A 17217-nucleotide genomic window follows, 5' to 3' on the forward strand; every position below is an offset into this window, starting at 1 on the left:
ACGCTATTGTAATCATACTTTTGTCACAACAACGTAACGATTAGGATCGTCCCCTTCCGAGTGACTTTCAACACCTTCAATTTGAGAAAGTGCCTTATGGATAATTTTTCGTTCGCTATTCGTCATTGGATCCATAACGTACTCTCGACCTGTTTCTTTTACTTTAGCCGCCGTTTTTTCTGCTAAATCAATCAAAGTCTCTGTGCGTTGCTCCAAATAATCACGAACATTAAGAACAACACTAAAACGTTTAGAATGACGATCGTGCAAATAATTTTGTGCTAAAAGTTGTAAAGACTTGAGAACCTTGCCATGATAACCGATAACACGACCAGGTTGGTCTGTTTCAATCTGAATGATAATATTGCGACGATTGTGACTAACCTCTAGACTAGCATCAACATCCATTTCATAGATAATTTTTTCGAGGTAAGATAAAACATCATCTGCAGCCCCTTGAATATCTTCTAAATTATTTTCAGAAGACTCATCCGAACTAAACTCAGATGCCACAAAAGAACTGAAATCTCCTTCAGAAGTTTCCGGAGTTTGAACTTGAGCCACCGGTTCTAGTTGGGGCTCAAGCGAATTTGCCATAAATTCTGTAACATCCCCTTCTGATGACTCACGTTTAACAGATAGAGGAATAATTGTTGCCTTTGGTTGCTCCTGTTTCTTATCTGGCAACTCTTCATCAAGAGTCTCTGTAGAAACTGGTTGCTTTAAGTCTTCATGTGCAATTTCCTTATTATCTGAAACCGTAACAAGTTTTGTCACTTTATTGAAAGCAATCGTTTCGTCTTTTGGACTTGCGACAGAATCGTCTAATTGTTTTATAGCATCAGGAGCCACTTTAACGGTGTTTTGATTTGCTTCATGAGTTATCTTTTCATTTATTGGTTCAACACTAACTCGAGCTGGCTTCTTTCCGAACCCTAGAAAACCTTTTTTCTCACGAGAAATCACCTTAATATGAGCCTTCATACGAGGTAAATTAAGATCTTTCAAACCTTTTTCGATAGCTTGTTCGACTGTTCGTCCAGAATAGACAACCATAATAAGCCTCCTTATTTACGTTTATGCGCCTTTTTCTTGGCACGACGAATCTTAGCTTTACGTTCTTTTTCTTCCGCTTCCAAACGATTACGTTCTTCAATGATTTTAAACGGATTATTAAAAATCAAAATCTGAACAACTTGGAAGGCGTTTGAAACTGCCCAGTAAAGTGCTACCCCTGAAGAAATCTGAGTTCCAAACCAGAAAATAAAGATTGGAAGCATGATATTCATAACAAGAAGCATTGCACTACGATCTTTAGCTGCCTTATTTGTCAACCAAGTTGAAAGGAAGGTGAAAGCAGCCGCCAAAATCGGAAGAATAAAGTAAGGATCTTTCTGACCTAGGTCAACCCAGAGGAATATTCCTTCTCGCAACTCTGGCACTCGTGTGAGCGCTCCATAAAGAGCCATCAAAATAGGAAATTGGATCAAGAGAGGAACGAAGCTTGCGTAAGGATTTACACCATGCTCTTTATAAAGATCTTGTTGTGCATAAGCAAGAGCTTCACGATTCTCGCGTCCAGGATACTCACTCTGCAAGCGACGTAACTCTGGCTGCAACTCTTGTAGTTCACGGCTTGACTTAATTTGGCGATTATACAAAGGAATCATTACTGCACGAATTAAGATCGTGAAAATAATAATACCTAATCCAATAGAACCACCAAATGAAAGCCCTTGAATAGCCTTCCCAAACATTAAAATAAGACGTTCCCAAAGGCCTGTAGAGTGACTTGTAACATCACTTCGTCCACACGCGGACAAAAGCAAGAGAGCTCCTGCACCTAAAACAGATATATTAAGTTTTTTCTTCACTAAAAACTCCTTTTTAATACGATAAAGAACTGCTTCGCTTCCATTCATTAAGAGTATCTCAAAAATCAGGAGTGATCTTAGTTTATCCTACAATGTAAAGAAGCAAGACAATCTTCTAGTCCTTATATAACTTTGCTATTTTTAAGACATGAACGAGATTGCTATAAATGTCTTGATAACTTAAGTCTTCAACACCTTTACGAGCAATAACGACAAAATCTTGATGTTCTAACTGAGATGACATGTCCATCAGTGCATGTCGTAGACGACGTTTTACCCGATTCCGAGTAACCGCATTACCAAGACGCTTACTGACTGACAAACCCACTCTAAAATGAGGTAGATCACGATCCAGACAGTAGACAACAAATTTTCGATTAGCAACACTGTGTCCTGCATCAAATAATGCTTTAAAGTCTTTCTCTTTCTTAACGCGATAAGATTTTTTCAAAATGCGACTCCAAACTCAAAATTAGTACTATTATATCATAAATAGCAAAAAAGCCCAAAACCTTATGGTTAGGGCCTTAGAGACTTATTTTTTTAGAGCTTTTTGAGCTTCTTTGATTTGCCATTTAACCTGGTCAAAACCAGTTCCACCAAGGGAATGACGACGTTCAACAGCTGTATGAGATTTAAGTGTCTCATAGATGTCCTCTTCAATTAGGTCTGAAACTTCTTGATAACGTTCGAGAGGAACATCCTGAAGGTAATAACCAGCTTTGGTACACTCAAGGACAAGTTTTCCAACAATCTCATGTGCTTCACGGAATGGTAGGCCTTTAGATGCAAGATAATCAGCCAACTCTGTAGCATTTGAAAAATCTTTCTCTGTTGATTCTGCCATATGTTTGTCATTAACAGTCATTGTATTGAGCATGCCTGCGAGAATATCAATAGCGACAGTAATCGTTTCTACCGTATCAAACATACCCTCTTTATCTTCTTGGAGATCTTTATTGTAGGCCAAAGGTAATGACTTCATCACCGTCAACAATCCAATCAAATTGCCATAGACACGACCTGATTTCCCACGAATTAGTTCTGCCATATCTGGGTTTTTCTTTTGAGGCATAATAGAAGAGCCTGTTGAAAAAGTATCAGATAGAGTTACAAACTTAAACTCGTTAGAACACCAGTTAATGATTTCTTCACAAATACGTGTCATATGCATCATGAGAATACTTGAGTTTGACAAGAATTCGAGAATAAAGTCACGATCGGAAACAGCATCCAAGGAATTGCTATATGGTTTTGCAAAACCCATTAAGTCAGATGTCATATTACGATTAATCGGGAAAGTTGTTCCTGCTAGTGCAGCAGCTCCGAGTGGAGAGATATCCGTATGCTTGATATTAAATTCAAAACGTTCGGCATCACGTGTAAACATGTTGTAATAAGCCATCAAGTGGTGACCAAAAGAAATCGGTTGTGCATGCTGCAAGTGAGTGTAGCCTGGCATAATTGTATAGGTATGTTTGTCTGCTAGATTGACCAAAGTAGCACGTAAGTTATCGAGCTTCTCAATAACTTCCACTAGTTTGGCTTTTAGATACAAGTGCATATCCGTAGCTACTTGGTCGTTACGTGAACGTGCTGTATGAAGTTTTCCTGCTACTGGTCCAATTTTAGCTGTCAAAAGACTCTCCATATTCATATGAATATCTTCATTGGAAACATTAAATTCTAGTTTACCAGCCTTATATTCCTCAAGCAGTTCTTCCAAGCCCTGTTTAATTTGCAATGCTTCCTCTTTGGTAATAATTCCTGTCTCACCAAGCATCGTAACATGGGCAATAGACCCTTTAAGGTCAAACTCTGCCATTTTTTGGTCAAATGAAATTGAAGCACCGAATTCTTCTACCCATTTTTCAAGACTAGCTTCGAACCGACCGCCCCATAGTTTATGATTTTCTGCCATAGTTTTATTTTGAAGATTTCCCCTCACTGGGATAATCTTCTATCCTTTCTTAATACTTATAACAAGTAACGACCTCTTTGGTCACAATAACTTAAATGAAAAAAGCTAGATAGTATTTGTCTAGCTTAATTTGTCTCTCTGGACACTTGTTTTCCTAAAACCCGATCTCTGTCGTAGTTTATTTAGGCTCGTGACGCCTCTCAGAACGCCTTAACGATAATAATATAAGTTATAAGAAAAGAGTATCAGATGTGGCTCTCTGTCCACTTTTATCTGATAAGAAGCGTTTTTCTTCTAATAGCCTACTTTTCTTATGAAATTTGTCATTAATTGTCAAATGGATGGTTAACTTGTGAATTAACCTGAGTTGGAAGACCCCAAAGCTTGATAAATCCAATCGCAGCATCCTGATCAAAGCTGTCAGCTGATGTGTAAGTAGCCAAGTTTTCATCATACAATGAATTAGCTGATTGACGTGCTACTACTTGAGCATGCCCTTTGTAAAGTTTAACTTTAGCGATACCATTAACAACTTTTTGTGTTTCCTTAATATAAGCAATGATAGCTTGTGTTGCTGGGCTAAACCACAAAGCATTGTAGATAAGGTTTGACAATTCATTTTCAAGAATTGGCTTAAAATGAGAAACTTCACGTACCAAAGTTAAGTCCTCAATTTCTTTATGAGCTGTCAAAAGGGCGATAGCTCCTGGACATTCATAAATTTCACGAGATTTGATACCTACAAGACGGTTCTCAACGTGGTCGATACGTCCGACACCATGCTTACCAGCAATAACATTCATCTCTTGGATAAGGTCAGCCAATTTCATTTCTTTACCGTTAAGAGCAACTGGTTTCCCTTCTTTAAAGGTTACATCGACATATTCAGCTTCATCTGGCGCAGACTCTGGTGAATTGGTAATCCCAAAAGCCTCTTCTGGAGCTTGATTCCAAGGATTTTCAAGAACACCACACTCATTAGCACGTCCCCAAAGGTTTTGATCGACTGAGTAAGGATTATCAAGGTCTGCTGGAACTGGAACACCATTAGCCTTAGCATACTCAATTTCTTCCTCACGAGACCATTTCCATTCACGCACTGGCGCCACTACTTTAAGACTTGGGTCTAGGGCAGCAATGGCAACTTCGAAACGAACTTGGTCATTACCTTTACCAGTACAACCGTGAGCGATAGTCGTTGCTCCTGTTTTATGAGCAATCTCAACCAATTTTTTAGCAATAATTGGACGACTAAGCGCTGAAACCAAAGGATATTTTTGTTCATAGTAAGCGTGAGCTTGAAGTGCTGGAAGCACATAATCTTCAACAAACTCATCTTTAACATCAAGCACGTATGACTCAACAGCTCCAACTGTCAAAGCTTTGTCATGGATAAACTCAAGATCTTTACCTTCACCGACATCCATACAAACAGCAATAACATCATAATCTTTTTTAAGCCATGTAATAGCGACTGAGGTATCAAGACCTCCCGAATAGGCAAGAATAACTTTCTCTTTTGACATAATATTTTTCTCTTTTCTTATATTTTCTTGTGGTTGCTATCTCTATCAACCTTACGAGACTAATTATATTGCATATTTATTCACCTGTCAACACTTTTTTGTTATTTTTTTATATTTATTTCATTTTTATTTATTATTCTGACCTAAAAAATGCTTAATCCTTAATTTTTATTCAATTTTATGCAAGGAATGGTAGAAAATAAAAAAACACTCTTGAAACTATACAAATAGATTCAAAAGCATCTTTAACTATCTATCTTCTAAAATGCCAAAAGGCCTGTACAAAGTACAGACCTTTTGAACAACAGCATCATCGGTAGAGAACACAACAGCAATTTTAGATAGAATGAATGAGGGAAATTATTATGTTTAAGGGACTAACTTAAACCATACATTCTTCTTGCTCTCTAACCTTGATTACATTATAGCATGCAACCCCAGGATGTATGTCGCTATTTCCTAAAATGTCGGATTTCACTCACAGAATGTATTTTTTATCTTAAACTACAATAATTCCTTAAAAACAAAAAACAGCTTGATTTCTCAAGCCTTTTAATGTCTATAAAAAAGATATGTAATTGGACGAGCGGCCAATAAAAAATGGGGATTAGGAAAAAGTTATATAAAAGTACATTATTTATTTTCATAAAGTGTATGTAGATTTCAATAAGATTGACGATGTCTCATTCCGAATCACATATCTTGGTTATATCATAACCTTTTTCAATTTAATTGTCTATACGATTTCATAGAATGTCATTTTTTTGTCCTGAACTGTAATTCTTTAGTATTTTTTTTATAAATTATTAAATTTCATTACTAAAAGACATCTATTTAGTATTTTTATGAAAACCAATTACTTATAAAACAATCAATCATCTACAAAATAGTGATACATCACCCTTAAATTTAATACTCCCTGTCAACTGTAGTGGGTGACGAAAAGCTAACATCTAGAGAGGACCGAATAGGGAGCCCACTGAAAAAGTCATCAATCGATGGATTTTTTGTTATGCCCAATGCACACTTTCCCATAGAATACTTCATAAGGTGTTTTCCAAAGACATTTTCGTGACCTATTATTAAGTTTGTTCTCCCATAGCTGAATAGTCTGATCATTAACCAATGTTAGATCACTACCCTTTGGAAAATATTCTCTAAATAATCCATTCGTGTTCTCATTGGTTCCTCGTTGCCATGGAGCATGAGGGTCAGGAAAATAGACTTCAATGTTCAATTGATCACTCAATTTCTGATGATACGTGAATTCTTTCCCTCTATCAGGAGTTACTGTATACTTCGTCAAGGGTTCTAACAGTTTTACCATAGCTTCTATTACCAACTTGCTTTTCTTAACAGCTACCTTTTTGATTTTTAGAAAACGAGAATAACGGTCTGTTAGAGTAACTAAACAAGCTTTTCCAGTTTTACCTGCAACAGTATCGGCTTCCCAATCTCCTATTCTAGTTCGGTTATTAGCATCTTCCGGTTTTTCGTGAATCGTATGAGAAATAGAAATTTTCCCTCTATTTTCGACATAACCTTTTGTATGACGTGTTTTTCCACGATGACGGAGCTTACGAATGACACCACGAGCACCATGAGATAGTGAGTTATCATCAAAATGACCTCTGTAAATGGCTCTATAGATTGTTTGATAACTAATAACAGTTTTTCCATACTCTAATCGCAACCGACCTTCTATTTCTTCAGGAGACCATTGGTAATCGAGAAATAGATGTTTGACGGTATTGCTTAAATTGTGATCTATTTCAAGCATACGCTTCCGCCCACAGTGTGATTTAGCCCTATGGTAAGACTCCTGTGCATGACTTGGAGAATAGCTTCCTATAGTAACTAGTCCATTCAATTCTATTTTACTAGAAAATCTTATGAGTTTTTATTGTGCACTTATATTGTATATTCAAGAGACACTCAAAAAGCACTACAATCTCTACAGTGGTTTTACCCACTACAGAAATTATAGAGCCAAATTTAAAAGTCTGATTTAGTCACTCCCACTAATGATTTCTTACCTCTGACCATTTTTTAAGTAGGGCCTTCATTTTCAAGCGAGAAACCGGACATGAATCACCATTCTCAAAATAAATCATCAGTTGCGTCTTATCAATACGGGCAATATTATCCAGATTAACTAAAAAGGAGCGGTGACATGAAAAGAGTATTTTATTCACCGAAGTAATATCTCCAAGATTAGCATAAAACTCCAGGCGCTCTGTTTTAGTAATTAACATTACCTTATGAGGAGTTGCAGCTGTCGCAAAATAATAAATATCTCGCATCGGAACTTGTATTCTAGACTGAGCAGTTTCAAACACAAACATCTCATCATCGTCCACATCTCCAATTTTTTGATTTACAAAAGTCAAGGTTTGTTTCAATTGTTGTTTGAATTCCACATTAGAGACTGTCTTTTCAATAAAATCAAGTGCGGAAACCTTATACTTAAAACTAATTGGAGCAAATTCTGAGTGAGTTGTTACAAAAATAATAACCGCATTAGCATCTTGTTGACGAATTTCAGAGGCAACTTCTAACCCCTTCTTTCGATTGCCATCAATATCAATATCCAAAAGAAAAATCTGATGGTTCCCCTTCTCATTGATGCTGGACAATAGTTTATGTGGTTTAGAAAAAACTTCAAGTTTTCGTACAGAAAACGCACCCTCTGAAACCAATTCTCTGATGATATCACTAATACGTGTTTGTTGCATCAAATCATCTTCTAAAATATATATATTCATATTAGGGCCTCATTTCTAGTATTTGCATCATTTTATGTTTCTGACTTCGAACAGAGAAGGATGTATTCGGATAACGTTCCAAGATATCTTGAACAGCATTTATACCTGCGTCCCCCCCATTGATAGGAATTTGGGATGCCATCATTGAAAGTAAAGCTTTTTCATCTGAAATTGCACTTTCAACAATAAAACTCTGGCAGCCCTCTTCATCAAAATAGGCAATACTAATAAAGCCCTCGTGGGCTTTGCGAGCACCATCAATAGCATTATTCATAAGATGACCTAAAACAACTGCTAAATCTAAGTCAGTTAGATAGCTATGAATCACTGGATCAGGAATTTCTGCATGAATGTTGAGTTGATACATCTGAGCTTCATGATACTTTGATGAAAGTAGACTATGAATACTTGAGTTTTGGATATTATCCAAATCTGTAACACGAGTAGAGAGGTGGTACTGATCTCGATACACATAAAGATCAACCAAATCTTTTTTGTAAGAACGAATATCTCCTGTTCTTTCGATATCTCTCAGATTATTAAGCAGAAAATTATAGTTAGAGCGAACATGCATCAAGTCTCTATACAAACCTTCCACCCTAGTATTCTCGCGCTTCAAATCATCAAGATAGTTGGCTTGCTTCATCGCCAAATCCTGCTCTATTTTTTCCTTAGCAAACTGGTTCACAGCTCCTAATACAAAGAGGAGTAAGTAGAGATATCCCATTACCAATGGTACACGAAACCTACTCTCAAGATGTAACTCTGGAAAATAAGTATCAAATGTCGACACCAAAAAGATAACTAAATAATAAAGCAAAAGAAGCATGTTGACCAAACCCAGACGGTTCTTTTTTTCTTGTTGGGCAGCAACTTTCAAGATATCTGTAAAATCTAGACGTAAAATAAAATCTACTATTCTGACCGTCAACATGACAAAGGAAAGTGGTACCATAGACCACCAAATATTGTTGTTTAAAGTAGCAGCAGTTATGCCAAGTATCGGCGGGAAGAAGAAGGTAGCCAAAAAACGTCTTGCCAAATCGACTAGTACCACCGGGTAAAAACCTAGAAAAAAGCGCTCTACAGAAGTGACACTTTTATTCAGTTGGTAACTAAACGTCAATGTTACAATGGCTACTAAGGGAGGTACTATGCCTATGTAACGTCCAATAAGTTGTCCCCAAATGCATAGAGCAACATCAAATAACAAATAAAGCATACGATTTTTAAGATTAGTGTTTTGCCCACCAATACGTAAGTAGATATCCCAAATGATGACAAACATCAAAATTTGAAATAAGATGTTACCCAGCATAGTTATCCCCCCTTTCTACGATTATAGTCCTACCGTGACAATTTGATAGGTTTTAAATAATTCTTTTTTATTTGTTAAACCGATACCGTTTGACCAGCAAAACTGAGCAAAATCACGACTAATAGTCAGACTATCGTCGAGCTTCGGATCAGCTTCCTGGTTAGTATTTTCAAGAATAAAGCTGAGATTGCCATCCTCATTCTGTTGAATAAGGAAACCAATATCTGTCTCCGGCTCCTTGGCCCAAAGTTTTTCAGCTAAGTTCACGCAACGTTCTAAAACTCTAATAAGAACTGCAATATTTAAATTGTTAGGATAAGCATCAACGTTGACATCCAACCTAACGGTGATGCCCTTTTGTTCCAAAGGAATGATTTGGTTTACAATCCAACTTCTTAATACCGGATAAGGAATCTCGAACAGAGGAGCCAACTTATCATTTAAGTCCAAATTATCAAGTTTAAGATGATTCAAATGCTCATGATAAACAGATAAAACCTCTGATAATTGATTTTTAGCCAATGGAGTCTCAAGAGCTACCAAAAGACTCTCAAAATCTTTTTCAATAGGCTTTACTTTTGTAAAAAGATCCTCAATATGTTTATTATAGACTTCCAAGTTATAGACATAGGTCCCCACAGCTTCCTTACTACGTTCTCTGACAAATTTATGAGAATAGCGGTTCAAGGTTGTTACCATTAGGAGATAAACTGCCATCGCAATAAAAACCGGCCCTCCCACATCACTACCTGTTGATACCAAAAGAGTACTACAAATAATGTAGAGTGCAAAAGTCAGATCAACGGCTATCAACAGACGCTCACGACCACGTGAATAAATCAATTCCTTGACCTTATCAACATCTGAACTGGAAAGGTAATTGATATAGAGAAAGAATGGATAAATCAGTACAAACGATAACAATTTGAGGAAGAAGTTTTCTTGAATCTCACTCAAAGTCATATTTGTAAACAGATTATTGAATACATAATATGGAGTAAAAGTCGCAAATAAATCTGTAAAAATAACCGAGAAAGCTCCAAAAAAGAGGCTTGCCCAGATCGTCAAACGATGTTCCCGACGTTCCTTTAAGGCCAAAGCTAAAAAGATAACAACTTGATAATAGAAGCCATCACCCTTACCAAGTGATACCACTATACCTAAGAGACTTAGACAAAATACTTTCCAGTAAGCTAATGTGCTCCTTGTTAGTTTTTTATAAATAAACCAGGTAATATGAAAACTAATAATCTGAATAATACTATTTTCAAGGGATACCATGGTCCAAAGCTGTAAGTTCATGATAATATTTCCTGTTTATACTCAAGAGACATTTTCGTCATCTTCTTCAATGAGTTCTTGACCTGCCTTTTTCAAAATATCTTGATAGGTTTGTTCAATAAGGTCAAAATCCCCACTATCAATACTTGTCTGCATACTAATGAGTATGTTTTCATAATCATGTTTAAACGAACGTACACTCTTATAGGCAGTTTCGATTTTTTCATTATAAGCTTCCAGACTCCTCAAGTGCTCCTCTTGTTCTCTGAGAATTTTGCTATCACGTACGTCTTTACCGTAGGAAACAAAACGAACAAGAATATACATGTGTATAAGGAAACCAACCCAAATATAAATTTGAGGGTAACCTGGGAGATAGGTCTGACTAAGAAGCAAGGAGAATATCTCCTGCTTAAAGAGGATAAGAAGATAACTGATAATTAAAATATAATCAACTTGCAAGAGCATGCTCTTATATTTATCCTGCAAGTCCTGATAGGGTTCCTGGAAAAAGCTATCTAAACCGAACATTTTTTGCAAGCCTAGAAAGAAAGGAAGAACAACACTATCTACAGCCAGGATTCCTAAATGGTTTGGAACCAACTCGACCGGCTTATTAAAGAAAACTCGGAAAAGATAAAAACTAAAGAAACTTGTAATCAGAGTCCAAAAGACAGGGGAAAAGAAAGCATAAAAATACTTTTCTTCTCGTAGAGCCTGAGGTTTTTCAATAAAAATAAAGACTAGGAGATAGATTGCATCTGGAATGTCAATTTGCCATAGCACCTTGGCTAACCACTTAACGGCAGTTACTACGATTACATAAGGAATGTAACGGTAAGTAAAAACATCTAGATAAGCCATTCTAGCTAAAATCACAAGATGTGAAACGACAACAACCAAAGCAATAAGGCCATCAATCGCAAGTTGCATATGCTTTCCCCCTTTCTATTTCCCTCATCCTATCCTCCACAAATAGTATCTTTGATTTATCAATTATCCTGAAAAGATAGGACCTGTGTAAAATGATGGTCACAACTACGAGTCTCAAGATTTACTTTTGGATAGCGATTAAGTATATCTGCGACCTTAGACAAACCAAGCCCTCGGCCTTCACCTTTGCTAGAAACCCCTTCATCAAAAATCCTTGACACAGGAATACGTTCTTCTCTGGTTGTATTGTCAATAACCAAGATAAGATAACCTTGATTTTTAAAGAAAGATATAGTTAAAGTAGGATCTTCAGAATCCACCGCCGACTCAATAGCATTATTTAAGAAGACAGAAGAAATCACAACCAAATCTAAGGCCTCTATCTGAGTTGACGATATGACATCTGGCAACTCCAAGTTAACCTTAATTCCTAAGTTCTCTGCCTCAAGCACTTTAGCAGAAAAGAGACTCTTGAGAGATGTGATTTCTAAGTTGATCAAACGTGATAATTCATAATTTGACAACGTTAAGCTATTACCAGATTTCTCTAAAAGTTCTGCATACTCTTGTTTCAAAGCAGGTAAGTCTCGACGTTGGATACTAACCTCCATTGTCTTAAGCCCTTCGAGATAATCCTTCTTCACCTGAGAAATATCATTATAAAGTTTTTCTAAACGGTGACTATATTCTTCTAAACTTTCCTCGTGTCTAGCCATTTCTTCAGCCAACTGATCCTTCACTCTTCTCTTAGAATAAATATTAAGCTGAGCAAAGAGCAAAATAAAGAGGATGGAGTAGACAACCGTAATACTGCCTGCTAAATAAATAAAGAGCCCTGTGTAAGGAAAGATGTTACTGGCATAGAAAATAATTAAAGATAAAATAATATAAGCCAGAGTCACCCCAACCAATAAGCGTTGTCTAACTTGGTAAATATGGTTATTTCCCATAACATTGAGAGCACCAAAGTCAATAAAGAACACTTTGACAATCAGATGAAAAATTGGGTAAATCAAGAGATAAGACAAAGCAATGAGTACTGGGGTGTCTTTGACCTGTAAATAATTAATTTGAAAAATCCATGGGAAAAAGTAAAGTTGAAGCAGCTTCGAGGTGACTTCAACAAAAACCCACGGCAAAAAGGTGAAAAGAAAAGAATTCTTTTCACTACTTGATATTTTATTTAAGAAAAGATAGCAGAACAAAAGTGCTAAGAGCGACCCTGTAATGCCTCCAACAAATAGAGAGAGCAAGAGACTCCCTGCGATAAACCAGCATTTACTCTTCCAAGTTTTGAGCAAACCTGACATATCGTGACTAACAATTAAAATAGCCAATAGACGTAGAACCGTAAATAAAACGATCATCTCTAGACTCCCCCCTTCCTTTCAAAATCAACCTACTTTATTGTAACATAAATATATAATTTAGCGTCACTCCTATTAGAAAAAGCTAAAAATATAAAGCTATTTTTTCCTGATTGAGAACAATCTAACATCAGACGACCCCACATATCCCTTACTTTTCATAAACATAAAAAAGAGCTTAGAAAAACCAAGCTCTTCAACTGACTCATTACCTCTTTTTATGGGTACATGCCGATAACGTAGTAGAAATACCAACCAAATCTTCTCATAATGCTCACTCCTCCCTAATTTTTATTACCAATCTATTATAAAACTAATTTAAAGTTTTGAAAATGATGATATGGTTACGAAATATCATCATTATATTACAAAAGTAGGATTAGCAATTATCATATAATCATTGACATATCGCTTATGTGCATTCGAAAACCCAACAATTGTTGGGTTTGTTTTTATAGTGTTGCAAGAACTTGATCAATATGTTTGATTGACTTTTCACGTCCGAGCAAGAAAATAGTATCTGGCAATTCTGGACCGTGCATTTCTCCTGAAACAGCAATACGAATTGGCATGAAGAGATTTTTCCCTTTGATTCCTGTTTCTTTTTGAACAGCCTTAATTTGTGGGAAAATATTTTCAACAACAAACTCATCATCAGACATAGCTTCAAGTTTGGCTTTAAAGGCTTTAAGTACTGTTGGTACTGTTTCACCAGCCATAACTTCTTTTTCAGCCTCTGTCAATTCTGGGAAATCTTCAAAGAAGAGATCTGTAAGAGGGACAATTTCTTCTGCTGCTGTCATTTGTGGTTTGTAGAGTTCCACTAATTTTTCAGCTTTATCTGTCAAACGACCAGCTTCTTCCAAGAAAGGTTTGCAAAGAGCAAAGACCTTATCGAAATCTGCATTCTTAATGTAGTCGTTACTCATCCAGTCCAATTTTTTCTGGTCAAAGGCCGCTGGTGACTTGCTTAGACGGTTTTCATCAAAAAGTTTAATGAGTTCTTCACGAGAAAAGATTTCGTCTTCACCGCCAGGATTCCAACCAAGAAGAGCAATGAAGTTAAAGACTGCTTCTGGAAGGTAACCTTTTTTACGGTAATCTTCGATAAATTGAAGGGTGTTAGTATCACGTTTAGACAACTTCTTACCAGTTTCAGAATTGATGATAAGGGTCATGTGTCCAAACTCAGGGGCTTCCCAACCAAGAGCTTCATAAACCATGAGTTGTTTTGGTGTATTGGCAATATGATCATCTCCACGGATAACGTGTGAAATTTGCATATCGTGGTCATCAACAACTACCGCAAAGTTGTAAGTTGGGTATCCATCTTTCTTCTGGATAACCCAATCACCACCGATATTACCACCTTCAAATTCGATATCTCCCTTAACGATATCATGCCATTTATAAATCCCTGACTCATTAACCGCCAAACGAACTGTAGGTACAATACCTGCCGCTTCACGTTCTGCGATGTAGGCAGCTTTTTCTTCTTCAGTCATGCCAAGGAACTCGTTAATGTAACGAGGAGTTTCACCAGCTGCTTCTTGACGTTCACGCTCTGCAGCTAACTCTTCTTCAGTTACGTATGACTTATAGGCTTTACCTTCTGCCAAAAGTTGATCAATATATTTTTGGTAAAGCGGTAAACGTTCTGATTGACGATAGTTTTCGTGTGTTTCAGGACTTTCATCCCAGTCAATTCCCAACCAACGCAAGTTATCAAGCTGTGAACGCTCACCATCTTCAACGTGACGTTTACGGTCAGTATCTTCAATACGGATAATGAATGTACCACCATGATGACGTGCATAAAGGTAGTTAAACAATGCTGTACGAGCATTACCAATGTGTAGAAGCCCTGTTGGACTTGGTGCGTAACGAACGCGGATATCTTTAGCCAAGATAAATCTCCTTTTTTTGTTTCATTCTTCAGTCTTTGGATACCTATTGAGCCTAAAGTCCCTTCCTTAGGACTAACCTTAAGATGATAAGTACCAGTAGGCAACTCTATCCCCCAAACTTTCCAAATAAAAATCTAGAAGCGAGTACCAATCTTTCTTATTATATCACAATCTAGGGGTGGTTCGAGAAATTTTGTTAAAAAAACGACTACCTAAAGGTAGACGTTTTCGATAGATTACTTAACGTGTTTGGCAAGATCTTTTTGAGCTTTGTCATTAGATTTCGCTCTTTCTTTAAGCCAATCTTTATAAGCTGAATCGTATTGTTTCTTAGTCACAATATCATCTTGAGATTTAAGATACTTGAAGTAGTATGTAGAACCTTTATCACCAGCTTGAGCATAAGCACCTGAGAATGGCTTAATACGAGAAACTACAGCGGCTGCACCGTTATAAGTAGTCGTTGGGATATAAAGTGCACTATCCGTCAACCATGCCTGAGCTTTTGCATATTTTTCATAACGAGCCGTCAAGTCTGTTGTTTCCTTAGAAGCATCATCAACCAATTGGTCATATTCTTTAAGACCTACTTTTTCAACCGCTTGACTATTTGGATCGTCATAACCCATGAAAGATTTAGTATTTTCACTATTTGTAGTCTTCAAAACATCAAGATAAGTTGATGGATCAAGGTAATCAGGCTCCCAAGCCACACCTACTGACAAATCCCAATCCTCTGCCGCTGCATTTGAAGCAGAGTAGGTAATGTTATAGAAATCATCAGTTGACAATTGGTGAAGATCAAGTACAACATTATCTTTTCCAAGAGCTGATTCAATAGATTGTTTAAGTGACTGCACTTGGTTCACAAAGATTTTATTTGACTGATTGACAGGAACATCCAAATGGATTGGGAACTGAACCCCTTCTGCTTGAAGAGCTTCTTTGGCTTTAGCAAATTCAGCCTTAGCTTTTTCTGGATTATAAAGACCATCTTGACTATCTGCAAGATTCACACCAGACCACTCATCACCATAAGCTGGAAGTTGATCCATTACCATTGTTCCGAAATCCTTACCATCTGCTTGAACAAAGTCTGGTTTAACATAGATATTACGAACGGCAGTACTACCACCCTCTTTACCGTTAAGTTGTGCGGCGTAATTTGTACGGTCAATGGCAAAACCTAATGCTTGACGGAAATCTTTGTTAAGAAGAGCTGTCTTAGTTGATGTCTTTTGTTGATCATTTTCTTTAGATGTATGGTCATAAGTTTGACGATCGATATTAATACCGACACCTTCTACAGCTGCTCCAGGTTGTGTATAGAAAATATTGTCTTTGTACTGTTTTTCAACTTTAGAATAGTTTGAGCTAGTTGGGTATAGACGAGCTAAGTTATAGACTCCATCAGTGAAGTTACGTTCCAAGGATTCTTGGTCTGTACCATCATCGTAAGTCAATTTAACTGTATCAAAATAGACATTATCCTTATCCCAGTAGTTTTCATTCTTGGTGAACTCAATAGAAGATTTCGTTGTCAAAGATTTAAGAAGATATGGACCGTTATAAAGAATAGATGTTGGGTCTGTTGACTTACCAAAGTCTTTACCTTTAGATTTCAAGAAATCTTCATTAACAGGCCAAGTAACAGAGTAGGTCAATTTTGAATTCCAGTAAGGTTCTGGTTGGCTAAGCGTATATTGCAAAGTGTAATCATCAACTGCTTTGATACCAACATTTGAGAAGTCCTTGTTGGCACCTGACAGGTAATCATTCAAGCCCTTAACTGAGTTTTGTAGCAAATAAATCGCTTCAGAATTAGTATCAGCAGCATGCTTAAGACCTGTTACAAAGTCTTTAGCTGTTACATTGGCATATTCTTCACCGTCTGAAGTGTACCATTTGACACCCTTACGAATCTTGTAAGTATATGTCAAACCATCTTGAGAAACAGACCAGTTTTCAGCGACAGAAGGTTTTAGATTCCCATATTGGTCATTTTCAAACAAACCATCAACACCGTTACTAACGGCTGTCGTCATGTTTTTCTTATTTGTAGAAACATAGTCTAGGGTTGCAGGATCGCCACCGTAAACATAATTATAAGTCTTACCAGACGTCTTACTTGATGACGAGCAAGCCGTTAAAACACCTACAGATAACAGGCCTACGGTTGCTAGTAAAAATACCTTACTCTTTTTCATTCATTGCCTCCTTAATTCGCAACGTAAAAAGTTCAAAATCAATAATTATGTGTATACGCTTAAATTATACCATAAATTCGAAAAAGCAGCACTACTTTCTGAATATTTTTTATTTTCT

Annotated in this window: 13 protein-coding genes; all 13 read right to left on the reverse strand. The window is 36.8% G+C overall.

Annotation, left to right across the window (positions count from 1 at the left end):
• Nucleotides 1-12: 12 nt before the first annotated feature.
• The gene (gene jag, locus NSQ79_RS09275) at nt 13-1056 is read right to left on the reverse strand and encodes an RNA-binding cell elongation regulator Jag/EloR (protein ID WP_013991223.1); all 1044 of its coding nucleotides are present in this window, start codon (nt 1054-1056) and stop codon (nt 13-15) included.
• A gap of 11 nt (nt 1057-1067) precedes the next feature.
• On the reverse strand, nt 1068-1874 hold the full coding sequence (locus NSQ79_RS09280; protein ID WP_164332146.1) for a membrane protein insertase YidC: 807 nt from the start codon (nt 1872-1874) through the stop codon (nt 1068-1070).
• 115 nt (nt 1875-1989) lie between these two features.
• Complete coding sequence (gene rnpA / locus NSQ79_RS09285; RefSeq protein ID WP_002891957.1) at nt 1990-2325, reverse strand: ribonuclease P protein component; 336 nt, start codon at nt 2323-2325, stop codon at nt 1990-1992.
• Nucleotides 2326-2409: 84 nt separating this feature from the next.
• Nucleotides 2410-3795, reverse strand: coding sequence for an argininosuccinate lyase (gene argH, locus NSQ79_RS09290; RefSeq protein ID WP_164332145.1), 1386 nt, complete (start codon nt 3793-3795; stop codon nt 2410-2412).
• A gap of 326 nt (nt 3796-4121) precedes the next feature.
• The gene (locus NSQ79_RS09295) at nt 4122-5321 is read right to left on the reverse strand and encodes an argininosuccinate synthase (protein ID WP_013991226.1); all 1200 of its coding nucleotides are present in this window, start codon (nt 5319-5321) and stop codon (nt 4122-4124) included.
• A gap of 991 nt (nt 5322-6312) precedes the next feature.
• Nucleotides 6313-7191 (reverse strand): IS30 family transposase, encoded by an 879-nt coding sequence (locus NSQ79_RS09300; RefSeq protein ID WP_241003668.1) that lies wholly within the window; start codon nt 7189-7191, stop codon nt 6313-6315.
• A gap of 151 nt (nt 7192-7342) precedes the next feature.
• The gene (locus NSQ79_RS09305; protein WP_002886967.1) at nt 7343-8086 is read right to left on the reverse strand and encodes a LytTR family DNA-binding domain-containing protein; all 744 of its coding nucleotides are present in this window, start codon (nt 8084-8086) and stop codon (nt 7343-7345) included.
• 1 nt (nt 8087) lies between these two features.
• The gene (locus tag NSQ79_RS09310) at nt 8088-9404 is read right to left on the reverse strand and encodes a GHKL domain-containing protein (RefSeq protein ID WP_164332144.1); all 1317 of its coding nucleotides are present in this window, start codon (nt 9402-9404) and stop codon (nt 8088-8090) included.
• 21 nt (nt 9405-9425) lie between these two features.
• Nucleotides 9426-10706, reverse strand: a complete 1281-nt coding sequence (locus NSQ79_RS09315) for a hypothetical protein (RefSeq protein WP_164332143.1) — start codon at nt 10704-10706, stop codon at nt 9426-9428.
• 21 nt (nt 10707-10727) lie between these two features.
• On the reverse strand, nt 10728-11618 hold the full coding sequence (locus NSQ79_RS09320; protein ID WP_022496040.1) for a hypothetical protein: 891 nt from the start codon (nt 11616-11618) through the stop codon (nt 10728-10730).
• 59 nt (nt 11619-11677) lie between these two features.
• On the reverse strand, nt 11678-12985 hold the full coding sequence (locus tag NSQ79_RS09325; protein WP_073687793.1) for a GHKL domain-containing protein: 1308 nt from the start codon (nt 12983-12985) through the stop codon (nt 11678-11680).
• Between the two features lie 452 nt (nt 12986-13437).
• The gene (gene gltX, locus NSQ79_RS09330) at nt 13438-14892 is read right to left on the reverse strand and encodes a glutamate--tRNA ligase (RefSeq protein WP_037611119.1); all 1455 of its coding nucleotides are present in this window, start codon (nt 14890-14892) and stop codon (nt 13438-13440) included.
• A 236-nt stretch (nt 14893-15128) separates the two neighbouring features.
• A complete protein-coding gene (locus tag NSQ79_RS09335; RefSeq protein ID WP_048790871.1) occupies nt 15129-17099 on the reverse strand; it encodes a peptide ABC transporter substrate-binding protein in 1971 nt (656 codons plus the stop codon).
• Nucleotides 17100-17217: the final 118 nt, after the last annotated feature.

It is taken from the genome of Streptococcus sp. FSL W7-1342 (assembly GCF_037966635.1).
GTDB lineage: Bacteria > Bacillota > Bacilli > Lactobacillales > Streptococcaceae > Streptococcus > Streptococcus salivarius_D.